This is a genomic window from Erythrobacter tepidarius, from assembly GCF_002155695.1.
Lineage (GTDB): Bacteria > Pseudomonadota > Alphaproteobacteria > Sphingomonadales > Sphingomonadaceae > Erythrobacter > Erythrobacter tepidarius.
Window position 1 is genome coordinate 131,073 of record NZ_MUYJ01000007.1, and the last position, 23,367, is coordinate 154,439.

The following is a 23,367-nucleotide window of genomic DNA, read 5'->3' on the forward strand; positions in this document are numbered from 1 at the left end:
GGGGAGAGAAACATGAACACCACCGCTACGCCCGAGCCGATTCTCGAACCGGATCTGCCCATCATCGATCCGCATCATCACCTTTGGGATTTGCGACCGCTGATGGCGGCCTTCCCCGAACCGCGCCATCCCTTCATCGAATCGCTGGTCGATGCGGCCTACTACACTTTCGACCAGTTCCACGCCGATGCGACCAGCGGGCATCGCATCATCGCCTCGGTCTTCGTCGAATGCGGCGCATTCTACAATGCCGCGCTGGGCGAGGCGCTCAAGCCGGTGGGCGAAGTGGAGTTCGTCAACGGTGTCGCCGCGCAGGGGGCGAGCGGGATCTACGGGGCCTTCCGCCCCTGTGCGGGAATCGTCGGCCATGCCGACCTATCGCTGGGGGCGGCGGCAGGCGCGGTGCTCGATGCGCTGGCCGCCGCCTCGCCCCGGTTCCGCGGCATTCGTCACCAGGGCGCCCGGCTGGCTGATGGCGAGGCCTATCCGCCGGCGCTGATGGCGCCCGAGGGCCTGTTCGCCAGCAGCGCTTTCCGGACCGGCTTTGCCGAACTGGGCAAGCGCGGGCTGACCTTCGATGTCTGGGTGTTCGAGCCGCAACTGGGCGAGGTGATCGACCTGGCCCGCGCCTTCCCCGATCAGCCCATCTGTCTTGACCATTGCGGGGGACCGCTCGGCCTCGGCAGCTATCGCGGGACGCACAAGGAGCGCTTCGAGGGCTGGCGTGCGGCGATCCGCAGGCTGGCCGAATGCCCCAACGTGGTTGTCAAGCTCGGCGGACTGGGCATGGCGCAGGTGCAGCTGCCCGATCGCGGACCGGCCGCAGGGGTCGGCTCGCAAGAGCTGGCCGAGCTTTGGCGCCCCTACATCGAAACCTGCATCGAGGCCTTCGGGCCATCGCGCGCGATGTTCGAGAGCAACTATCCCCCCGATCGCTGGGGCGCGAGCTACCCGGCGCTGTGGAACGCCTTCAAGCGCATCGCCAGCGGTGCCAGCGTCGACGAGAAGGCCGCGCTGTTCAGTGGCACGGCGGCGCGCTTCTACCGGATCGCCGACGTGCTCGCTTGACCAGGGCCCACTCGCAAAAACGCGCTTGGCAGGTTTGGAACCGGCGCTAGAGACGCGGGTTGAAAAGCCAGTTTTGAGGAGAAACCGATGCCCCTTCCCGCCCCCTTCGATCGCCTGCGCCTGCCGCTGATCGGATCGCCGCTGTTCATCGTTTCGGGCCCCGAACTGGTGATCGCGCAATGCAAGGCGGGGATCATTGGCAGTTTCCCGGCGCTTAACGCGCGGCCACAGTCGCAGCTCGACGAATGGCTGCACCAGATCACCGAGGAACTGGCCGCGCATAACCGCGCCAATCCCGATCGCCCCGCCGCGCCCTTTGCCGTCAACCAGATCGTCCACAAGACCAACGACCGGGTCGATGCCGACATGGCGACCTGCGAGAAGTGGCAGGTGCCGATGATCATCACCTCGCTCGGTGCGCGCGAGGACATCTACACCGCCGTGCGCAACTGGGGCGGCGTGACGATGCACGACGTGATCAACAACCGTTTCGCCCAGAAGGCGATCGAAAAGGGCGCCACCGGCCTGATCCCGGTTGCCGCCGGCGCGGGCGGGCACGCTGGCGCATTGTCGCCCTTTGCGCTGATGCAGGAAATCCGCGAGTGGTTCGATGGCCTTGTCGCCCTGTCGGGCGCGATCGCCCACGGCGCGGCGATCCTCGCCGCACAGGCCCTGCGCGCCGACTTCGCCTATGTCGGCAGTGCCTTCATCGCGACCAAGGAAGCCAACGCGACCGAGGCCTACAAGCAGGGCATCGTCGAGGGATCCTCGGAAGGCATCGTCTACACCAATCTCTTCACCGGGGTGCATGGCAACTACCTGCGCTCCTCGATCGAAGCGGCCGGTCTCGATCCCGACAACCTGCCCGAGAGCGATCCGAGCAAGATGAATTTCGGCAGCGGCGGCAACACCAAGGCCAAGGCGTGGAAGGACATCTGGGGATCGGGCCAGGGCATCGGCACGATCAAGGCGGTCGGCACGGTGGAAGACCTCGTCGCCCGGCTCGAGCGGGAATACAATGCGGCCAAGGCACGATTGGCGGAAAGTGCCGGCTACACCTCGTGGGCCGCGCTGGCCGAAGCGGCAGAGTAGCCCGGCCTTACTCGGCGCGCCACAGCGTCTCGGCCATCGCGTCAAGCGCACTGAAGTCGAAGCCGGTGCCGAGCGGATCCTTGCGGTTGAGCAGCATCCGCCGGCGCTCGGCCAGGAGCTGGCGGCGAAGCGCGCTCTGGAGCAGTTGCAGGCGCGTCAGCGCCTCGCACAGCGCGGCTTCCGGATCGCGCCGACGCTTCCGCGACCAGTCCGACTCGATCCGGCCGACACGGGCGATCACGACTTCGTTGTAACGCAGGTGCGGTCCTCGATGGAGCGGCATGCCGGTGCGCATCGTCGCCTCCTCGCTCGCCGGTAGCAGCAGGCCATTGGCGCGGAAGTCATCGAACCCCACCCGATCGAGTCCCAGCCGGTCGAAAAGTGGGCCGAAACAGCGGTGCGAAAGCAGCTGGCGCGGGAGCAGATGATGGCGCTGGAGCGCGGGATCGTAACCGGGCAAGCCACGACGGTTGACCGAACGAAAGGCGATGACATTGCGGTGATTCCTACGCCCCTCCCCTCGCATCTATTCGCGCCTGACCCTTATGTACTGGCTGTTGCGCGAGGCCTGCATCACCAGCCGCGTCCCGTCAGGGGCGATGATGCGCTCACTTCCGTCGAGCCCGCCGACGATCACCAACTGGTTGATCAGCCGCACGGCCAGCCGTGTGGCGGATATCCTGTCGGCAGCAAGCGGTGGTTCGATCCGCACTTCCTGGCCGATCCAGACATCCAGCCCGAGACTTTGCAGGGCACCATCAGGCGTTTCCTCGAAGGCGGTGATGCCGAGGGCGGGAAAAACTCCGCCATCGAGCCAGGCCGTGATCACCGATTCGAAAAAGCGTCCGCCGATCACGCTGTGCGAAGGTGCCCAGTGAATCCCGATCAGATCTGGGAAATGCTGGGTCAGGTCGCGCGCGAGGGCGAGCATCGCCTTCATCACCGGCATGCTGCGCTCCCCGCCTGCAAGGTGCGGGCCGGGAAGCACGGCGAGCGCTTCCAGCCCCTCCGCGCCCTCTTGCCAGGTAAAATCGAAACGGTGGGTGATCGGCGGGATGACAGGACATGGCCCGGGGGCAAGCCCGCGCAGATCGAATGTCAAGCCGTCGCGCAGCAGTTCGAGCCAGACCTCGTTCTTTGCTCCGGCGCTGCCTGCGCCCTGCACCCCGCGCGCCCTGGCCGCGACCGCGCCTTCCCCGCCAACCGCGCCCGCTGGATCGTGGCTGAGACACACGCTCTGCTGGCGAGCCACAAAGTCGAGAATCGCCGCGCGCGTGGGCCGCTTGCCGGGCATGAACAGCAAATGCAGCCCTGCGGCTCTGCCATGCTGCGACGGTGAAATTGTCGAGGCCCCCCTTTGTCCCACGCCTGACAGAGCCGTAATCCGGCATCAGACCTTGGCCTGTTTGGCCGCTATCGTCGAGTCCCCAAAAGGTCTCTATGTCCCGATAGGGAACATAACCTAGAAGATGCCGAGACGCATCCCTTCTCCCAAGGCCGCGCCCAGTTCCCGACATTGTTTCAGGACTTTGTCCGAGACGACCTTGGGTGCGGCGATGGCTTCTGGGGTCTGTGCGGCGAAGTTGACGATCATTCCCTCGGCCACCCGCTTGAGCCGCCAGCCGGTGGCGATCCGGTCGATCTGGCGCTGTGCGCCTTCACCGTCCGAACCGGCGGCGATGATCGTGGCGTAGGGCCGCCCCTCGATCCGACCGAGCACGGCGTAATAGTGATGATCGAACATTTCCTTCATCAGCCCGCTCATCGCGGCGAGGTTTTCGGGGCAGACAAACAGGTAGCCGCCTGCGGCGATAATGTCGCCCTCGGTCACCGTGTCGGCCCGCAGCAGCAGCGCATCCCCGGCTCCCTCAGCAGCTGCGCGCGCCATCGCCTCGCTGGCACCAGTGCGGCTGTGCCAGACGATCAGCAGGCGGCAAGAGCGCGGCGTATGCGGCATGGCACGGGGGTGGCCCGCGTTGCTGTCGATTGTCAATCGCCTGCGCCTGTGCCTGCCTTGCGCTTTGCGCTACAGACGGGAAATGGCCTCCAGTTCGATTTCCGCTGCCCCGCATAACCATGTCCTTGGTGTGACGCATTCGCTCTCGGGCAAGGCCTGGCGCTGGCGCGGCGGCAATATGGAGCTGGGCACGGCAGCGGCTTCGGGGCTAGATCGCACGATCCTCGAGCAGCTGTTGCTGACGCGGGGCGTGGCTGAGCACGATCTCGCCCGCCACGCCCGCCCGACCTTGCGGGATTTCCTGCCCGATCCGTCGATCTTCCGCGACATGGACGCCGCCGCCGAGCGTCTCGCTGAGGCGGTCGTGCGCGGCGAGCAGGTGACGATCTACGGCGATTATGATGTCGACGGAGCAACCAGCGCCGCACTCCTGATCGAACTGCTGCGCCGGCTGGGACACGATGCCGGCTACTACATCCCCGACCGCCTGCTCGAAGGCTACGGCCCGAGTGGTGAGGCGCTGGTGCGGCTGGCCGAGGCGGGCTCCAGCCTGATCGTCACGGTCGATTGCGGCGCGATGGCGCACGAGGCGCTGAGCATGGCGAGGCGTGCGGGGGTCGACGTGATCGTCGTCGATCACCACAAGTGCGCGCCCGAACTTCCGGAAGCCACTGCGCTGGTCAATCCCAACCGCCTCGACGAAAGCGATCTTGGCGCAGCACACGGCCACCTCGCGGCGGTGGGTGTCGCCTTCCTGCTCGCGGTTGCGCTGGTGCGCTCATTGCGCGCCAAGGGCTGGTTCGCGCAGCGCAAGGAGCCAGACCTGCGCGGTCTGCTCGATCTTGTCGCGCTGGGCACGGTGGCCGATGTGGCCGCGCTCCATGGCCTCAACCGCGCCTTTGTGGCCCAGGGCCTCAAGGTGCTCGCCAAGCGTGAGCGGATCGGCATGGCGGCCCTGATCGATGCGAGCCGCCTGACCCGCCCGCCGCAGGCCAGCGATCTCGGTTTCGCGCTCGGCCCGCGGATCAATGCGGGTGGACGGATCGGCGAATCGACGCTGGGTGTCCGGTTGCTCACCACCACCGACGCCGAGGAAGCGCGCGCCCTGGCGATCCGGCTGTCGCAGCTGAACGAGGAACGCCGGGCCATCGAAGCCGAGGTGCAGGAGGCTGCCGAGGCGCAGCTGCCAGGCCAGCACAATATGGCGGTGCAGGTGCTGGCCGGACATGGCTGGCATCCGGGCGTGATCGGGATTGTCGCCGGGCGGATCAAGGAAAAGACCGGCAAGCCCGCGATCGTCATCGCGCTCGACGGAGCGCAGGGCAAGGGCTCCGGCCGGTCGATTAGCGGGGTCGATCTCGGCGCGGCGATCATCGCCGCACGCGAATCCGGGTTGCTGGTGGCAGGCGGTGGCCACGCCATGGCCGCAGGCCTGACCATCGAGCCAGCGCGCCTTGCCGATTTCGCGGGCTTCCTCGACGCGCGGCTGGCCCGCGATGTCGCACGGGCGCGGGCCGACGCGGCGATGCTGCTCGATGTTGCACTCGCCCCCGGCGGCCTCACACCGGAACTGGTCGATACGCTCGAAGCCGCCGGGCCATATGGCGTAGGCTGGCCGGCTCCGCGGATCGCGGTCGGACCGGTGCGGATCGTCAAGGCGGACATCGTGGGCAAGGATCACCTGCGGCTGGTGGCCAGCGGCAATGACGGCAAGAGCTTCAAGGCCATCGCCTTCCGCGCTGCCGAAACCGAAATGGCGCAGACCCTGCTCCATCGCAGCCAAGGGCGACGCTTCCATCTGGCGGGCCGGGCCAGGATCGACGACTGGGGCAATCGCCCGGCGGCAGAACTGCAACTGGAAGACGCAGCCTTCGCCGGTTGAACGGGGACTTTGCCCGCCGGACGATTTTTTGCGCAAGTCGGGCTTGACCGACTTCGCCCACCCCCCTAAAGGCGCGCTCTCGCATCGGACGTGGCCCCTTCGTCTAGCGGTCAGGACGCGGCCCTTTCACGGCTGAAACACGGGTTCGATTCCCGTAGGGGTCACCATCTTTCCGGATGCGGGACGAACGGGCGGCGGGCCTTGGCCTGGCCGCCCTTTTCTTCGCCTGCACGCGCCTTCCCCGCTTTCCAGTCTCGCGCCTTGGCTGTAAGGCGGCACCCTATGGGCATGGGCCAGAACTTTCCGGTCGCAGGCATAGCGCTGGCCGCGGTGACCTTCGTGGCGATGATCCTACTCGGGGTCGATGCCTTGATCGCGGTCTCGGTGCTGCTGGTGTGGGGCGGTTCGCTGATGGTGACCGCCGGACGGCCCCCGGAACCGCCCCGAAGGGCGGTCCGCCAGCGGCTCGATGTCGAGTCGATCCGCGATCTGATCGAGAATTTCTCGACCCCGCTGCTGATTACCGATCGCAACACCATCGCGCTGGCCAACCGGGCCGCGCGCACCATTCTGGGGCAGCATCTCTTCGGTCAGGATGCACGTGTCGCGCTGCGCCAGCCCGAGGCGATCTCGCTGCTCAACGAAAATCGCATTGGCGAGGCAGTCGTGCGCGGGCTGGTGCGCCGGAAGGACATCTGGCAGATCAACCGGCAGGCGATCGACGACCGGCTGGCGATGCTGGAACTGACGAACCAGACCGCCGAGGCCGACATCAGCCGTGCACACACCGATTTCGTCGCCAATGCCAGCCACGAACTGCGCACGCCGCTTGCCGCGATCATCGGCTATGTGGAGACCTTGCGCGAGCAAGAAGGCGGGGTCGACACGCCAACCGCGCAGAAATTCCTCGGCATCATCGAGCGCGAGGCCCAGCGGCTCCAAGCGCTGGTGAGCGATCTGATGAGCCTGTCGCGGGTCGAGGCGGAAAAGCACGAACTTCCCACCGAGCGCATCGAGCTTGCCCCCCTCGTCGAACGCGCCGCGCGCGATGCGGCGGGATCGGGCCGGATCGACCGGCTGGTTCTCGATCTCGCCGACGTACCTTTCGTGCTGGGCGATCAGCACCAGCTCGAGCAGGTGGTGCGTAATCTGGTCGACAATGCCCTGAAATACGGCGCACATGACAAGCCGGTTAGCGTCACCCTCGATCTGGCGCCCGGCGATCAGGCGCGCATTGCCGTCACCGATGAAGGCGAAGGCATCGCGCCCGAACAGATCCCGCACCTCACGCGCAGGTTCTATCGCACCGATCCGGGTCGCAGCCGCGCTTCGGGCGGAACCGGGCTGGGTCTGGCGATCGTGAAACATATCGTGGAACGTCACCGCGGACGCCTCGACATTTCCAGCGAACTGGGCAAAGGCACCCGCGTCGTTGTGCGTATCCCCCTGGCGATGGACGAGAATCCGGGTTCCGAAGAAACGCGGGTCGCGCAAGACGGCGCACCGTACGAGACGGAAACCCAACAACTGTCATAGTAGTGTCTTATTTCTTCAACATGCGCCCGCCATGGGATGACGGCGCGAAGCCTCGATTCATTCCGGCCAGCCGATTCACGCGTGCCTCCTTCGGGAATTACAGGTTCACTCAATGTCGCCCATCACGCTCATCCTGATTGCCATCGGACTCGGCCTTGCCGGATGGCTGGCAGGCCGCGCGAAGGCGTGGAGCTTCCAGGGCCCCGACCCAGATCGGCGACCGGTGTCGCGCCCGGTCTATCATGCCTGGTATGTGGCCTTGTGGGTGGTTTTGCCGGTGCTGGCCTTCGTGGCGCTGTGGTCGGCCATTTCGCCGCAGCTTGTGAAGCAGGCCGTGCTCGCCTCGCCCGCGGCGGCGGAACTGCCCGCCTTCGGCTTTGAACGCGATGCCTTCATCAACGAAGCGCGCGCCGTTGCACTGGGCAATGCGCCGGGGGTGTTCAACGATGAGGCCGAGGCTCTGATCGAGCCATTCCGCGAGGCCCTCCTGCGCTACAACATCATCGGTATCATCATCACGGTGCTGATCGCGCTGGCCGGTGGCGGGTTCGCCTTTCTCAAACTGCGTCCCGAGTTCAGCGCCCGCACCCGGGTCGAACGCAGCATCATGGCGATCCTGCTGCTCGCCTCGCTGGTGGCGATCTTCACCACTTTCGGCATTTTCGCCAGTCTGGTGATCGAGACAGTGCGGTTCTTCGGCATCGTCTCGCCTGCCGATTTCCTGCTGGGCACCAAGTGGGGGCCGGACACGATGGTCAGCCCGGAGGCGGTCGATCCGACACGTTACGGCGCGGTGCCGCTGTTCTGGGGCACGATCTTCATCGGCGCAATCATCGCCATGATCGTGGCCATCCCGCTCGGGCTGATGAGCGCGATCTATCTCACACAATATGCCGATCCGCGCCTGCGCGCTTGGGTCAAGCCGCTGCTGGAGATCCTCGCGGGCGTGCCGACCGTGGTCTATGGCTATTTCGCCGCCTTGACGGTGGCGCCGCTGATCCGCGACGCGGCCGTCGCTATCGGCATTACCGGCGCCTCGACCGAGAGCGCGCTTGCGGCGGGTGTCGTGATGGGGGTGATGATCATCCCCTTCGTATCCTCGATGGCGGACGATTCGATGGCGGCCGTGCCGAACGCGTTGCGCGATGGCAGCCTGGCGATGGGCGCGACAAAGTCGGAAACGATCCGCAAGGTGCTGTTCCCGGCCGCGCTGCCCGGGATCGTGGCGGGCATCATGCTCGCCGTCAGCCGCGCGATTGGCGAGACCATGATCGTGGTGATGGCCGCATCGCCGGCGGCCAATCTCACCGCCAACCCGCTCGAACCGATGTCGACCGTCACGGTGCAGATCGTCAAGCTGCTGACCGGCGAACAGAGCACCGATCATCCGGCGACGCTGAGCGCCTTTGCGCTGGGGTTCGTCCTGTTCATGGTGACACTGATGCTCAACTTCATCGCTCTGCGCGTCGTCAAACGCTTCCGTGAGGCCTATGAATGACGAGCCCTGCTTTATCTGACGCCGAGAAGCTCGGCCCGACCCGTACACCGGCTTTCGAAAAGCGCCTCGCCCAGCGTTACCGCTCGGAGCGCAATTTTCGGCTGCTCGGGCTTTTGGCTGTCGTGTTCTCGGTGGCTGTGCTGGTGGTGCTGCTCGGCAATATGCTGGCCAACGGGATCGGCGGGTTCCAGCGCGCCGAACTGCCCGTCACCATCGACTTTCCCGAAAGCGGCGTGACAGGAGATGCCGTCTCGCTGACCGCACCGAGCGCGATGCAGACGCTGGAGATGCAGGGCCTGCCCGATGTGGTGCGCTTCTACGCCGAGCGCCAGCTGGGGGCTGATGCAGCCGCAGAACTTTCACCCGAAGCCTGGCGCGACGTGGCCGCTGCACTCGCTGCGGACCCGGCGATGATCAACCGTTCGCAGACCTTCATGCTGCCAGCCTCCTCACGCCTTGCGGCGGGTCTTGAAGGCGAAGGCTCTCCCCAGCAACGCATGCTCGCTGCGCGGCTGGTCAAGGAGGGCAAGCTCGCCAAGAACTGGGACTGGGGATTCCTCTCCCGCGCCGACGCAACCAGCCCGCAGGCGGTCGGCATTTGGGGCGCGCTCAAGGGTTCGATCCTGACGATGCTGGTGACGCTGGTGCTGGCCTTCCCGATCGGCGTGCTTTCGGCGCTCTACCTTGAAGAATATGCTCCGCGTAACCGCTGGACCGAGCTGATCGAGGTGTCGATCAACAACCTGGCTGCCGTGCCCTCGATCATCTTCGGCCTGCTGGGCCTCGCGGTGTTTCTCACGCTGTTTCCCGACCTGCGCTCCGCCCCGCTCATCGGCGGGATGACGCTGGCGCTGATGACCATGCCGGTCATCGTCATTTCCGGCCGGAATGCGATCAAGGCCGTGCCCCCCTCGATTCGTGACGGGGCGCTGGCCCTGGGCGCCTCGCCGGTGCAAGTGGCGTTTCATCACGTGCTGCCCCTGGCGCTTCCGGGAATGCTCACGGGCACCATAATCGGCATGGCCCGCGCACTGGGCGAAACTGCGCCGCTGCTGCTGATCGGGATGCGCGCCTTCGTCGCCACCCCGCCCGACGGTTTCACCTCGCCTGCCACGGTGCTGCCGATGCAGATTTTCTTGTGGTCGGACGAGATCGATCGCGGCTTTGTTGTGCGCACCAGTGCCGCTATCATCGTGCTGCTCGTGTTCCTGCTCGCCATGAACGGCCTGGCCATCTACCTTCGCAACAAGTTCGAGAAACGCTGGTGACTGTCATCCATCCCAATATGCAGGACGAAAACGCGAAGATTCGTGCGCGCGGAGTCTCGGTCTTCTACGGCGACAAGACAGCGATCGACGATGTCTCGATCGACATCTCGCCCGATTACGTCACTGCTTTCATCGGCCCCTCGGGGTGCGGCAAGTCGACCTTCCTGCGGTGCTTCAACCGCATGAATGACACCATCCCCGCTGCGCGCGTCACGGGTCTGATCGAACTCGAAGGGGAAGACATCCACGGCGACGGGATGGATGTCGTCCAGCTGCGCGCCCGCGTCGGCATGGTGTTCCAGAAGCCCAACCCCTTCCCCAAGTCGATCTACGAGAACATCGCCTACGGGCCGAGGATCCACGGTCTGGCCGAAAAGAAGGCCGATCTCGACATCGTGGTCGAACGTTCGCTGACCCGTGCGGGATTGTGGGACGAGGTCAAGGATCGGCTCGACGATGCGGGGACGGCGCTTTCGGGCGGCCAGCAGCAGCGCCTGTGCATCGCCCGGGCGATCGCGGTCGATCCGGAAGTGATTCTCATGGACGAACCGGCCTCGGCGCTCGATCCGATTGCGACTGCCAAGATCGAGGAACTGATCGACGAGCTTTCGGGTCGCTACGCCATCGTCATCGTCACCCACTCGATGCAGCAGGCAGCCCGCGTCAGCCAGCGCACGGCCTTCTTCCATCTCGGCAAGATGGTCGAATATGGCCCCACATCCGAATTCTTCACCAATCCGATCGAGGAGCGGACGAAGGACTACATCACAGGAAGGTACGGCTGATGGCCGAGCACACCGTCAAGGCATTCGATGAGGACATTACCCGGCTGCGCGGCCTGATTGCCGAAATGGGTGGTCTTGCCGAAGTCGCGATCCAGGAATCGCTCGATGCGCTGGTGCGGGGCGACGAGGAACTCGCCGAAAAGGTGGTCGCCCGCGACAAGCGGATCGACGCTCTGGAAACCGAGGTCGATAAGCTCGCGGTGCGAATCATCGCGCTGCGTGCGCCGATGGCCGACGATCTGCGCGAAGTAATCGCCGCGTTGAAGATTGGCGGCGTCCTGGAACGCATCGGCGACTATTCCAAGAACATCGCCAAGCGGGCCGGCATGATCGAAGGCCGCGCCCGGTTCGAGCCGCTGACGCTGCTGCCGGCGATGGGTGAACTGGCGGGCGAAATGGTGCACGACGTGCTGACCGCCTATGCCGCACGCGATCCGGAACTCGCCCGCGAGGTGATCGCTACCGACGCCAAGGTGGATGCCTTCTATAACAGCATTTTCCGCAATCTCGTCAGCTATATGGTCGAAAATCCCTCGACCATTTCGAGCGCGGCGCAATTGCTGTTCGTGGCCCGCAATATCGAACGCATCGGTGACCATGCGACCAACGTGGCCGAGATGGTCCACTTCGCCGCCACCGGAGTCTATCCACCCGAAGGCGATCGCTAGGCTGCTGTCTTCTATGCGGGGCGTGTGGAAAAGTCCTGTGTGACGGTTTCATCAAATTGTCGCTCAAGTGACACATAGTTTGCAGGCCCGCCTGCATTGGCGTGCTTTTGGAGACATCTGCCGCATGTCCGCTGCCAAGCTACTGCTCGTCGAAGACGATCCTGCCCTGTCCGAACTGCTCGAATACCGTTTCCAGAACGAAGGCTACAATGTGCGCTGCACCGGTGATGGTGACGAGGCGCTGGTTCTGGCAAGCGAGGATGTGCCTGACCTGATCATCCTCGACTGGATGATCGAGGGCACGAGCGGGATCGAGGTGTGCCGGCGACTGCGGCGTGACAAGGCTACGGCCCATGTGCCGATCATCATGCTCACCGCCCGCGAGGCCGAAGATGATCGTGTGCGCGGTCTGGAGACCGGGGCCGATGATTATCTCACCAAGCCCTTTTCTCCGCGTGAATTGCTCGCCCGCGTGGCGGCGGTCATGCGCCGGATCCGCCCGGCGCTGGCGGGCGAGACGATCGAGGTTGGCGATATCCGGCTCGATCCGGTAGCGCACAAGGTGCAGCGCCGCGGTCGCCCGCTCCAGCTCGGGCCGACCGAATATCGCCTGCTCAAGTTCTTCATGGAAAGCCCGGGCCGGGTGTTCAGTCGCGGCCAGCTGCTCGATGGGGTGTGGGGGACCGGCTCCGACATCGAGCTGCGCACGGTCGACGTGCATATCCGCCGCTTGCGCAAGGCGATCGGGATCGAGGGCGCGAAAGACCCGATCCGCACCGTGCGCTCGGCCGGATATGCGCTCGAGACAAGCTGATCTGCGCTGCGAAAGCCTAATGAAAGTCGCGTGATTTCGGGATGATCCGGACATCGCGCGGATGCCCTGCTAGCCCGCGCTCAGGCATCGGACGATTGACCTCGTCGGCGCGGGCGAGCGGGGCGTGGAGGAGGTCGTCGGACAAGGCGTGGAGCGCGGGGGTGGCGTCGGTCAGGTGCGCGGCGATGACATGGATCACCTCGTCATCATACTCGACCCGTCCGCGCACCTCGATCAGCCGCGCGCCCATCACCACCTTGCGCTGCTTCTCCTTGAGATCGGGCCAGACCACGAGGTTGATGACGCCGGTCTCGTCCTCGAGCGTGATGAAGGTCACCCCCTTGGCACTGCCGGGCCGCTGTCGGATCAGCACCAGGCCTGCGACCTGCACCATGGCCCTGAACTTGCGGCTGCGCAGATCGGCCGCGCGCACGAAGCCGCGCGCGGCAAGGCCAGGGCGCAGGAAAGCCATGGGGTGCGCCTTCAGGCTGAGGCGGGTGGTCTGGTAATCGGCTACCACTTCTTCTGACAGCGGCATGGCGGGCAGACGGACGGCGGCGCGCTCCGGCCCCTCCTCACGCACCCGTGCGGCGCTAAACAGCGGGAGATCGGGCACAGCGATAAGGCTGCGCGCATCCCACAAGGCCTGCCTGCGGGTGAGACCCAGCGAGGTGAAGGCATCGGCACTGGCGAGCCGCTCGATATGGGAAGGACTGAGGCCCGCCCGCGCGCGCAGATCGACGATGTCGCGAAAGCGCCCGCCCGCCTCGCGCGCGCTCACCAGCGCGGCGGCGACGTGTTCGGGCAGGCCGTCGATCTGGCGTAGGCCAAGACGCAGGGCCAGCGGTTCGCTCTCGCCCTCCAGAGTGCAGTCCCACCCGCTCGCATTCACATCCACCGGCAGCACCCTCACCCCATGCTCGCGGGCGTCGCGCACGATCTGCGCCGGGGCGTAGAAGCCCATCGGCTGCGAATTGAGCAGCGCGCAGGCGAAGGCTGCCGGGTAATGGCACTTGAGCCAGCTCGACACATAGACCAGCTGCGCGAAACTGGCGGCATGGCTTTCGGGGAAGCCATATTCACCGAATCCCCTGATCTGGTTGAAGCACCTTTGCGCGAAATCCCGATCATAGCCGCGCGCAACCATGCGTTCGACCATCATGTCCTGCAATTCATCGACCATCCCGCGGCTGCGGAAGGTTGCCATCGCCTTGCGCAGGCGATTGGCTTCGAGGCTCGAAAATTTCGCCGCATCCAGCGCGATCTTCATCGCCTGTTCCTGAAAGATCGGCACGCCCAGGGTGCGCCCGAGGATGCTGGTGAGCTCATCCGGCGGGCCGTGTTCGGGCGCGGGCGCGGGGATCTGCACCGGCTCGGCCCCGCGGCGGCGCTTGAGGTAGGGGTGCACCATGTCGCCCTGAATGGGGCCGGGGCGCACGATCGCGACCTGAATGACGAGATCGTAGAATTCCCGCGGACGCAGGCGCGGCAGCATGTTCATCTGCGCGCGGCTTTCAACCTGGAACACGCCGAGCGAGTCGCCCTTGCGCAGCATGGCGTAGGTTTCGGGATCCTCGCGCGGGACGGTGGCGAGGCTCAAGCGGCGGCCATGATGATCGGCCAGCAGATCGAGGCATTTGCGGATGCAGGTCAGCATGCCGAGCGCCAGCACATCGACCTTGAGGATGCCGAGCGCCTCGATATCGTCCTTGTCCCACTCGATAAAGCTGCGTTCGGGCAGCGCACCATTGCCGATCGGCACGGTTTCGGTGAGCGGCCCTTCGGTGAGGATGAAACCGCCGACATGCTGCCCCAGATGACGCGGCATTCCGATCATCTGCTCGGTCAGCTTGAGCACGCGCCGCAGGTGCGGGTCGGTGATGTCGAGTCCCGTCTCGGCGACATGCTTCTCGGAAATCTCGCGCCCCCAACCACCCCACACGGTGCGCGCCAGGGCGCCGGTAACGTCCTCGCTGAGACCCATCGCCTTGCCCACCTCGCGGATCGCCATGCGCGGGCGGTAGTGGATCACCGTGGCGCACAACCCCGCGCGGTGACGGCCATATTTGCGGTAGATATACTGGATCACCTCCTCGCGCCGTTCGTGCTCGAAATCGACGTCGATATCGGGCGGCTCCTTGCGCTCTTCGGAGATGAAACGGTCGAACAATAGCTGGTGCTTGGCCGGATCGACCGAAGTGATGCCAAGGACGTAGCACACCGCCGAGTTCGCGGCCGAGCCTCGCCCCTGACACAGGATCGGCGGATCGCACCCCCGCGCGAAATCGACGATGTCCTTGATGGTCAGGAAGTAGCGCGCGAGATCGAGCCTGGCGATCAGCGCGAGTTCCCGCTCCAGCGTGGCGCGCACGCCGTCTGGCACGCCATCCTGATAGCGGCGCCCTGCCCCCTTCCAGACTTCGGCCTCCAGATAGGTCTGCGGGGTCTGCCCGTCGGGGCAGATTTCCTCGGGATATTCATAGCGCAGCTCGTCGAGGCTGAAATTGCACCTGTCCGCCACGGCGCGCGCGGCGGCGATGGCGTGGGGCCAGCGGGCGAAGAGGCGCTGCATTTCCTGGGGCGACTTGAGGTGCCGCTCGGCATTGGGGTGGAGCAGATGACCGGCAGCGGCGACCGTGGTCTTGTGCCGGATCGCGGTCATCACATCCTGCAGCGCGCGGCGTTCCGGGGCGTGGTAATGGACATCGTTGGTGGCGAGCAGGCCGAGGCGATGGGCACGCGCGAGCTCATCCAATCGCTCGATCCGTGCGATATCGTTGCCGCGGTAGAGATAGCTGGCGGCGATATGCCGCAGGGTGGGCAACAGGCAGACGAGGTGGGGGAGAAGGTCGGGGAAAGGGGCAGTGAAGTCAGCGGCACCAAAGGGGGGGGCGCTAAGGTTCTCCGCCCGCATGCCGGAGGAGCCGGGGAAAGGCGTGTCGCAAAGCTCGCGCCGCGCATCGCCACCCTTGGCCCCTCCAGCACGCGGGAGAGGAACCACATTGCTCGGCACCCGAATGGTGAAGCGCGCCTCCAGATCATCCGGCGGCAGCAGGATCAGCTGCAAGCCTTCCGAATGCCGGGCGAGCAGTGCAAGGTCGATCTCGCACACCCCCTTGTCCTGCCACTCGCCGCTGAGCGTCTGCATCCGGCCAGCACTGATCAACCGGCACAAGCGGCCATAGGCGGCACGATCCTCAGGGTAAGCGAGAAAGGCGAGACCCTCCACCGTCTCGATCCGGCAGCCGATCACGGGGCGCAATTTCAGCGTCTTGGCCTCGGTGTGGATGCGCACCACGCCGGCCATCGAGTTCACATCGGCAATCCCGATCGCATCATAGCCCGCAGCATTGGCCGCCAGCACCAGATCGACCGCATCGGACGCCCCGCGCAGGAAGCTGAAACAGCTGACAAGGCCCAGCTCGACGAAAGGCGCGCGTTCGGGCGGGGCGATACCGGCCGGGTCGATATCGAGCCTGCGCTTGTCGGGGGTGAGCGGCGCGTCGGGCACTCAGGCCTCCCCCAACCGCCTGCGCACCATCGCCAGATCAGCGGCAAACAGCCTCTCCTGCTGGGCGCGCGCCTCGCCATCGAGACGCAGCAGGTAGGAGGGGTGGACGGTAACCCACAGCTCCGCCCCGTCATCCAGCGGGATCGCCCGCCCCCGCTCGCGGGTGACGTTGAGCGTGCGCCCGAGCAGCCCGCGCGCGGCGCTCGCCCCCAGCGCCAGCACGATACGGGGCTGGACCAGCACGCGCTCGGCTTCGAGCCACCAGCGACAGGTGTCGATCTCCTTGGCGGTGGGAGACTGGTGGAGGCGGTGCCTGCCCCTCCATGCGAACTTGAAGTGCTTGACCGCGTTGGTGACATAGGCCGCCTCCCGGTCGATCCCGGCACGGGCGAGGTGCTCGTCCAGCAATTGCCCCGCCGGGCCGACGAAAGGCCGCCCGGCAATTTCCTCCTGATCGCCGGGCTGCTCGCCGACAAGCATCAGGGTAGCGCACGAAGGCCCCTCCCCCGCCACGGCACGGGTGCCGCAATCCGCAATCGGGCAGTCGCGACAGGCGGCAATCCCCTGCGCCACCTCGGCGAGGCTGGCGGGCCGCACCCGCTCCGCCCGCGCGCCCGCCGCCACCATCGCCGCCTCGCGCGCCTGTGCGCCCGCGATCAGCTGTGGGATCAGCTCGGCTTCGGGCAGGTTCTTCCAGTATTTCCTGGGCATTTCCGAGAGCATCGCCCCGACCTTCAGCCGCGCCGGATTGAAGATCGAGGCGTAGTAGGAACGCCACAAGGCCTCGACCGGATCCCCCCCCGGCGCATCCTCGCGGCGCGCGGGCGGGCCTTCGCGCATCGTGGTGCCGTCCCAGTGGATGCTCCCGCGCGGGGTCAGGATCGACCAGCGCATATTGGCAAAACGGCGCATGAAGAACGCGGCTTCGGCGCGGACGATATGATGATCGGGCTCGAACCAGGCCACGAAGTGCGGCGTGCCGTCCTCCTCCATCACTTCGCGGAAGCGGACGAAGGCGTGCATCTTGTGCGCATCGCGCCGCACCGATTTGGCGAGTTCTTCAAGGCGGCGCACCTCCGGGTCGGCCATGTCCTCCATCAGCCGGGGGGTGCACTGCAAGCGCCACAGCACGCGATACAGCAGCCCGAAGCGCGCCGGATCGGAATGCAATGCCGCGCTGCGAGCGACGGTCAGGAACCGCTGGCTGGTACGCACCGGAGGCGCGCCGGCGGGCGGCACCGGCAGGCGCTTCTCGCCGCGCGCGGGGCCTTGGGCGAACAGATCGCCGGTTCCTCCGGGTTCGATCCAAGAAACCCGATCGGGTGGCACATCACACTGCACCAACCCCCGCGCCCGCTCGCGCCAGAAGGGGAAATCATCGGGCGCGGGCAGGTGCACGGCATAGTGCACGCCGAGGCTGACATTCTGCCCCGAACGTCTCTGGGCGGTCATCAGAACAGCTCCAGTTGCTCAGACTTCTTCACCAGCAGCCCGCGAAGATCGGCACGGTCGGTAAGAAAGGTCGGGCGCCAGTCGACGGTGCAGATAAAGGGGCGCACCTTGGCGATAGAGGCAGTCAGCCGTGCGACATCATCGAGCCGCAAGCTGCGGTGTCGCCGCGAGGCGAGGATGCGCGCCACCGCCTTGGTCCCCAGCCCCGGCACGCGCAGCAGCATCTCCCTGGGCGCGCGGTTGACATCGACTGGGAAGTGCTCGCGGAACTTCAAGGCCCAAGCGAGCTTGGGGTCGATATCGAGCGGCAGGTTGCCGTCCGCCCCGGCGGCATCGGCCACTTCCTCGGGGGCAAAGCCGTAGAAGCGCATCAGCCAGTCGGACTGATAGAGCCGGTGTTCGCGCAGCAAGGGCGGGCGCTTCAGGGGCAGAACGGCAGACGCATCGGGAATCGGCGAGAAGGCGCTGTAATAGACGCGCCGCAGCCCGAAGGTGGCATAGAGCCGGCTCGCCTTGCCGATGATCGCGGCATCACTGGCCCCGTCTGCACCGACGATCATCTGGGTCGACTGGCCCGCCGGAGCAAAACGCGGTGCGTGGCGGAAGCGCTTGCGCGCGTGTTTCGCCTCGATGATCCGCGCCGTGGTGTGCCCCATCGCTGCCTCGATCTGGCGGGCATTCTTGTCCGGCGCGAGGCGGGTCAACCCGCTGTCGGTCGGCAGTTCGACATTGATCGACACGCGGTCGGCGTAGAGGCCGGCCTGATGGATGATCTCCGCATCGGCCTCGGGAATAGTCTTCAAGTGAATATATCCGCGAAAGTCATGCTCCTCGCGCAATATCCGCGCGACCTCGACCAGCTGCTCCATCGTGTGATTGGCGCTCTTCATTATCCCTGAGGACAAAAACAGCCCCTCGATATAGTTGCGGCGGTAGAAGTTGAGCGTAAGATCAACCACTTCCTGCGGGGTGAAGCGCGCGCGCGGCGTGTTCGCGCTCTTGCGGTTGATGCAGTAGTGGCAATCGAAGATGCAGTGGTTGGTCAGCAGGATCTTGAGCAGCGAGATACAGCGCCCATCGGGCGCATAGGCGTGGCAGATCCCCATCCCCTCGGTCGAGCCGACACCTTTCCCGCCCAGCGAATTCTTCTTCGCCGTGCCGGACGAGGCGCAGGAGGCATCATATTTCGCCGCATCGGCGAGGATTTCGAGACGTTGGCGTAAAGTGGGTTTCGGGGGGGAGTGCTGGACCATGGGAACCTTGGGGAACACTACGCAAGTGTTCCTTATATGTTCTCACAGCCTCGCTGCCAAATGCAAAGCTTGCAAGCGGATCGGAGCGCTTCAGGCGGTGCGATAAAGACGGCGCTTGTCTCGGCTGATAACGCCTTCCTTGCACAGGTGATCGAGCACGGCCGGGTGCATCGTGCCTTCGAAGGCAACTCCGGCCAACGGGCCTTCGACCCAGGCAATCGTGCCGAGCGGCGCGTTGATGCCCGCCACCTTCATCGTCACCCGGTCACCGATGGCCGCAAAGCCGGATGTGCCACGGATCTTGCACCCGCCTTCCGAGATGTCGATCACGTCGACGAACACCTCGCGCGAACGCACCCTGCTCTTCACCCACAGGTTGAGCGGACGCCGTTCCGAGGTACGAGGGATCGTGTGCAGGTTCATGCGATAGAGATGGCACAAAGGGGTAAAGGATTCCTGAGCGCGCCCCGGTGATTTTCACGCGAACAGCCCTTGCAGAAACCAGTCGGGCACGCCCCCGCGCCCGTCACCTGCGATGCCCTGGCGATAGATCCAGTAACGCCGCCCGCCTTCGTCCTCGATGCGGTAATAGTCGCGCAGCCGCGTGGTGGAGCGTTCGCGCCACCATTCGGGCGCGATCCGTTCCGGCCCCTCCACCCGCACCACCTCGCGCACCATGCCGCGCCAGCGGAAGCGCTGGGGCACACCGTCGGGCGAGGCATAGAGCACCGCGATCGGCTCCGCACGGTCGAGCAGCTTGAGCGGACGGGCGGGAAAAGGGCCCGCACTCTGCACCGCGGGCACAGGTGCAAGCGGCGGCTGCGTGCCTTGCGCGCGTTCGGGCACATGGCTGGCGCGCACCACCGGACGAGTCACGGCCTGCGGCCCCAGTCGTACGCTCAGCCGGTCGATGCAGGCGGCAAGCGCGGTGCCGTGGCTTTCGGCGGCAGCATCGAGATCGCTCTGCGACAGGCCGAGCGGCTCGCTCCAGCTGGCGCGCAGCTGCACCATCTCGATGCCGAACCCGGCATCGACGTCCTCGAGCCGCTGCGCGAACAGCCGCAGCATATGCTCTGCCTCACGGGTAGCGGCGGCGAGTTCGATGCGGCGCATGAGCACCTCGCCATCGACCCGCCACAGCGCCAGTTCGAGCCGCCGCGCGCCCTCACCGCGCGCTTCGAGCGCACGCACCATGGCGAGCGCGAGATCGCCCACCACCCGGTCGAGCAAGTCGCGCTGGCGCAGCGGCTCCATCAGGCGGCGCTGGACCATCGGCACGGGGCGGGCAATCACCGGCAGGAGCGGTTCGGGCACGCGGCCCAGCAACTGGTCGAGCCGCAGCAGCGGATTGGCAGCGGGGGAACGGCGGTTGCGGAAACGACGGTGGAGCGCATCGCGCGCGGCGGCCTCGGCCTGCGGATCATCCGCCCCCGCACCAGTCATGCCGACCAGCTGCCCGAGCCGCCTGATGCCCAGACGACGCAGCACGGTGAGCACGTCATCATCGAGCCGCAGCGCCGCGACCGGCAGATCGCCGAGCAGCCGCAGCGGATCATCGCCGGGGGCGAGAATGGCAGCAGGCGGGCCGTAATGGGCCAGTGCCCAGGCGGCCCCGGCGGTGGGGGCAAGCGCGGCGCGGACACGCAGGCCCCGGCGCGTGCAGGCGTTGGCGACATCGGCGAGCAGCGCCGCCTCGCCGCCCAGCAGATGCGCGGCGCCAGTGACGTCGACCAGCACGCCATCGGGCGGATCCATCGCGCTCCACGGCCCCCAACGCTGCGCCCACAAGGCCAGCTTCTCCAGCGCCGCGAGGTCGGCCGCCGGATCGGCCGGGACGGCGGTCAGATCGGGGCACAGCGCGCGTGCGTCGGCCAGCAGCATTCCGGGACGCGCCCCGGCGGCAAGGCCGGCATCATTGGCTGCGGCAATGCGCGGGCCATGCGCGGTCTCGGTGATCAGCGCGGTGGGTGCGGCATCGGCAGCCGCGCGCGCCTCAGGCGCGAGCGCGCGCCGCCAGCGATCGACCGACAGTCGGGCGAACCAGATGGACAGGATCCGTCGCGGCGGCACGGTCGGCATCGCGGTGGATGCGCAGGGTTCCATTGTCATCGCACAGCATCCATTCGCCCGGCACATGGCCCCGGGCGCGGAACAGTTCGGCGTGCCAGGTCGCGCTGCCGGGGGCGACCGGGTTCCAGCGCGGGCGCGGCGAGCGGGCAGCGCACACCTGCCAGCGCATCCGCGCCGAGGAGAGATCGGGCACGGCATCGAGGCGCACCAGCCACAACCTGACACCGTGCCTTTCTGCCGCCAGGCTGAGCCGGCGCGAGGCGGTGAAATCGAGCGCCCGCGGATTGCCCGCAATCTCGCCAATCACGCAGGCAAGGTCGCGGCACTTGAGCCCTTCCTCCAGCGCGAACAGCGCATCCTCGGGGGTGCTGGCGGCGACATGAATCAGCCGGTCGCGCCACGCGGGCGGGAGGCCATGGAGGAAAGGGCGTCCGCCAAGCCGGATCGCCTTCCTGTCCTGCACCCACAGCACCGGCCGGGCGTCCTCGTCCTGCCCCAATGCCGCGAACACATCGCGCGCCAGCGCCAGCGCCAGCCCCGCCCCGCTCGCCTCGCTCGCGGGGGCGAAGATTTCGGAGTGGAACGGCTGAACGGCGAGGCCCGGCCGCCAGCGCGCTTCCGGAACGCCGGCAGCACGCGCACGCGACAACATCCGTGCGGGCGAAGGCCTGGAGGGGGTGAAGGACATGGACGAACGACTCATATGTTCTTATTATGTTCCAAGATTGGCCGTCTTGCAATGCAAAGGGCGCGGGAAGCGCCTATCCGCTCCCCGCGCCCCTCAGGCGCAGCCCCGATGAGATGCGATCAGTTCTCGATCACCGGACCCGGAAACTCGCCCATGTCGGGCGCATCGTCCTGCGGATCGCCATGCTGGAGATTGGAGTTGTGGATGCCATAGACGAAATAGAGCGCCACCCCGCCAATCATGTAATAGACGAAGAACATCAGCACGTTCATCGGCACCGAGGTGATCAGATAGAGGCACGAGAGGATGCCCAGCACCGGCAGCACCGGATAGAGCGGCACCTTGAACCCGCGCGGCAGTTCCGGCGCGGCGCGGCGCAGGTAGATCACCGAAAGGCACACAATCGCGAAAGCCGCCAGCGTGCCGACCGAAGTCATGTCGCCCAGCACGTTGATGTCGAAGAAGCCCGCCGCCATGGCGGTCACGAGGCCGACCACAACCGTGTTGACCGCCGGGGTGTGGAAGCGCTTGTTCACCCGGCTGAACACCTTGGGCAGCAGACCGTCACGCGCCATGGTGTAGAAGATGCGGGTCTGGGCATACATCAGCACCAGCACCACTGAGGTGAGGCCGACGATCGCACCGACCTTGATGATCTTTGCCAGCCAGCCCCATTGCGGGCCGAAATTGTCGACCACCACCGCGACCGGATCGGGCACGTTGAGCGTGTTGTAAGGCACCAGCAGCGTCATGATCGCGGCCACCAGCATGTAGATGACGGTGCACACCACAAGGCTGCCGATGATCCCAAAGGGCATGTCCTTGGCCGGATCCTTGGCCTCCTGCCCGGCGGTCGAGACCGCTTCGAAGCCGATATAGGCGAAAAACACGATCGAGGCAGCACGAATGATGCCGCTCACGCCGAACTCGCCGTCGCCCTGATTCTCGGGAATGAACGGCACCCAGTTCTTGGTCACCAGTTCCCCAAAGTTCGGCAGCACGATCAGGCCGCCGACGACGATGAAGGCGGTCAGCACGCTGACCTTGATCGCGACGATGGCATTGTTGACCTTGGCGCTCTCGGACACGCCCACCACCAGCAGCGCGGCGAGCGCGACGCAGATCAGGAAGGCAGGGAGGTTGAAGATCGTCGTCACCGTCTGCCCGTCAACCAGCACCGGCGCGCCGTCACGCATCAGGGTGTAGCCCGTGGGGCCGGTGAATTGCGGCGGAATGACGATGCCGAAATCGGCCAGCAGACTGACGACATAGCCGCCCCAGCCCACCGCCACCACCGATGCCGCCAACCCGTATTCAAGCAGCAGCAGCGCGCCCATGATCCACGCCACGAATTCGCCGAGCGTGGTGTAGCCATAGGTGTAGGCCGAGCCCGAAACCGGGAGCGTCGAGGACAGTTCGGCATAGCACAGGCCGGCAAAGGCGCAGACGATCCCGGCGACGACGAAACTCAGCAGCACCGCCGGCCCGGCATGAAGCGCCGCGGCGCTGCCGGTGCGCACAAAGATGCCCGCCCCGATGATGCAGCCCACGCCCAGCAGCAGCAGGTTCCATTTGCCGAGCGAGCGCTTCAATTCACTGGTTTGGGTTTCACGCTGCACCTGCGCGATCGACTTGCGCGCGAACATGCGTTCGACAATGCTGCGGTTCGGTTTGCTTGCCATTACAATTTCCCCCTGCACGCCTGCACGGCGCGCGGCTTGATCCTGTCAAGAAACATCTGGATTGGCTCTCCCATTGACCGCAGGCAGATCTCCCGCGCGATCGTCAGGCGGCAACGCTAGCGCAACACGCCCGCAACACAAGC

The 23,367-nt window shown here is 66.1% G+C and carries 19 protein-coding genes and 1 tRNA gene; 10 read left to right on the top strand and 10 right to left on the bottom strand.

Going from position 1 to position 23,367, the window contains the following annotated elements:
* Positions 1–12 precede the first annotated feature (12 nt).
* Together BZF61_RS08580 and BZF61_RS08585 are read left to right on the top strand one after the other, a co-directional pair.
* Complete coding sequence (locus BZF61_RS08580; RefSeq protein ID WP_086618514.1) at positions 13–1,068, top strand: amidohydrolase family protein; 1,056 nt, start codon at positions 13–15, stop codon at positions 1,066–1,068.
* 87 nt (positions 1,069–1,155) lie between these two features.
* Entirely contained in the window at positions 1,156–2,160 is a 1,005-nt protein-coding gene (locus tag BZF61_RS08585; protein ID WP_086618515.1) for an NAD(P)H-dependent flavin oxidoreductase, read from the top strand.
* 7 nt (positions 2,161–2,167) lie between these two features.
* Here the strand turns inward: BZF61_RS08585 and BZF61_RS08590 are convergent, their stop codons facing one another.
* The 3 genes from BZF61_RS08590 to BZF61_RS08600 all read right to left on the bottom strand — a co-directional run bounded on the left by BZF61_RS08590 (position 2,168) and on the right by BZF61_RS08600 (position 4,117).
* Positions 2,168–2,686, bottom strand: coding sequence for an AHH domain-containing protein (locus BZF61_RS08590; RefSeq protein WP_086618517.1), 519 nt, complete (start codon positions 2,684–2,686; stop codon positions 2,168–2,170).
* On the bottom strand, positions 2,687–3,454 hold the full coding sequence (locus tag BZF61_RS08595; protein ID WP_143736965.1) for a hypothetical protein: 768 nt from the start codon (positions 3,452–3,454) through the stop codon (positions 2,687–2,689). It lies immediately after the preceding gene.
* 168 nt (positions 3,455–3,622) lie between these two features.
* Positions 3,623–4,117, bottom strand: a complete 495-nt coding sequence (locus tag BZF61_RS08600; protein WP_086618520.1) for an NAD(P)H-dependent oxidoreductase — start codon at positions 4,115–4,117, stop codon at positions 3,623–3,625.
* A gap of 82 nt (positions 4,118–4,199) precedes the next feature.
* Here BZF61_RS08600 and recJ point away from each other — a divergent pair, with 82 nt between their 5' ends.
* From recJ to phoB, 8 genes are all read left to right on the top strand, one after another.
* Positions 4,200–5,999, top strand: coding sequence for a single-stranded-DNA-specific exonuclease RecJ (recJ, locus tag BZF61_RS08605; RefSeq protein ID WP_086618522.1), 1,800 nt, complete (start codon positions 4,200–4,202; stop codon positions 5,997–5,999).
* Positions 6,000–6,091: 92 nt separating this feature from the next.
* Positions 6,092–6,166 (top strand) — tRNA-Glu (locus BZF61_RS08610).
* A 115-nt stretch (positions 6,167–6,281) separates the two neighbouring features.
* On the top strand, positions 6,282–7,535 hold the full coding sequence (locus BZF61_RS08615) for a sensor histidine kinase (RefSeq protein ID WP_086618524.1): 1,254 nt from the start codon (positions 6,282–6,284) through the stop codon (positions 7,533–7,535).
* A 112-nt stretch (positions 7,536–7,647) separates the two neighbouring features.
* Positions 7,648–9,033, top strand: a complete 1,386-nt coding sequence (gene pstC / locus BZF61_RS08620; RefSeq protein WP_086618525.1) for a phosphate ABC transporter permease subunit PstC — start codon at positions 7,648–7,650, stop codon at positions 9,031–9,033.
* The gene (gene pstA / locus BZF61_RS08625; protein ID WP_086618526.1) at positions 9,030–10,301 is read left to right on the top strand and encodes a phosphate ABC transporter permease PstA; all 1,272 of its coding nucleotides are present in this window, start codon (positions 9,030–9,032) and stop codon (positions 10,299–10,301) included. The genes pstC and pstA overlap by 4 nt, the downstream gene beginning before the upstream one ends.
* Before the next feature lie 17 nt (positions 10,302–10,318).
* Positions 10,319–11,086 (top strand): phosphate ABC transporter ATP-binding protein PstB, encoded by a 768-nt coding sequence (pstB, locus tag BZF61_RS08630; protein ID WP_086618629.1) that lies wholly within the window; start codon positions 10,319–10,321, stop codon positions 11,084–11,086.
* Positions 11,086–11,754, top strand: coding sequence for a phosphate signaling complex protein PhoU (gene phoU / locus BZF61_RS08635; RefSeq protein WP_211276745.1), 669 nt, complete (start codon positions 11,086–11,088; stop codon positions 11,752–11,754). Before pstB ends, phoU begins: the two co-directional genes overlap by 1 nt.
* Positions 11,755–11,878: 124 nt before the next feature.
* A complete protein-coding gene (gene phoB, locus BZF61_RS08640) occupies positions 11,879–12,568 on the top strand; it encodes a phosphate regulon transcriptional regulator PhoB (protein ID WP_086618528.1) in 690 nt (229 codons plus the stop codon).
* Between the two features lie 16 nt (positions 12,569–12,584).
* Here the strand turns inward: phoB and BZF61_RS08645 are convergent, their stop codons facing one another.
* The 7 genes from BZF61_RS08645 to BZF61_RS08675 form a co-directional block, all read right to left on the bottom strand.
* Complete coding sequence (locus tag BZF61_RS08645; protein WP_086618529.1) at positions 12,585–16,079, bottom strand: error-prone DNA polymerase; 3,495 nt, start codon at positions 16,077–16,079, stop codon at positions 12,585–12,587.
* Positions 16,080–17,531, bottom strand: a complete 1,452-nt coding sequence (locus BZF61_RS08650) for a UdgX family uracil-DNA binding protein (protein WP_086618531.1) — start codon at positions 17,529–17,531, stop codon at positions 16,080–16,082.
* Complete coding sequence (locus tag BZF61_RS08655; RefSeq protein WP_086618532.1) at positions 17,531–18,784, bottom strand: putative DNA modification/repair radical SAM protein; 1,254 nt, start codon at positions 18,782–18,784, stop codon at positions 17,531–17,533. The genes BZF61_RS08650 and BZF61_RS08655 overlap by 1 nt, the downstream gene beginning before the upstream one ends.
* Positions 18,785–18,874: 90 nt before the next feature.
* Positions 18,875–19,207, bottom strand: a complete 333-nt coding sequence (locus BZF61_RS08660; RefSeq protein ID WP_086618534.1) for a PilZ domain-containing protein — start codon at positions 19,205–19,207, stop codon at positions 18,875–18,877.
* Positions 19,208–19,261: 54 nt separating this feature from the next.
* Positions 19,262–20,893, bottom strand: coding sequence for a DNA polymerase Y family protein (locus tag BZF61_RS08665; RefSeq protein WP_245804553.1), 1,632 nt, complete (start codon positions 20,891–20,893; stop codon positions 19,262–19,264).
* Positions 20,778–21,557, bottom strand: a complete 780-nt coding sequence (locus tag BZF61_RS08670; RefSeq protein ID WP_245804554.1) for a recA-like protein — start codon at positions 21,555–21,557, stop codon at positions 20,778–20,780. The genes BZF61_RS08665 and BZF61_RS08670 overlap by 116 nt, the downstream gene beginning before the upstream one ends.
* 104 nt (positions 21,558–21,661) lie before the next feature.
* Positions 21,662–23,224 (bottom strand): amino acid permease, encoded by a 1,563-nt coding sequence (locus BZF61_RS08675; protein WP_086618539.1) that lies wholly within the window; start codon positions 23,222–23,224, stop codon positions 21,662–21,664.
* Positions 23,225–23,367: the final 143 nt, after the last annotated feature.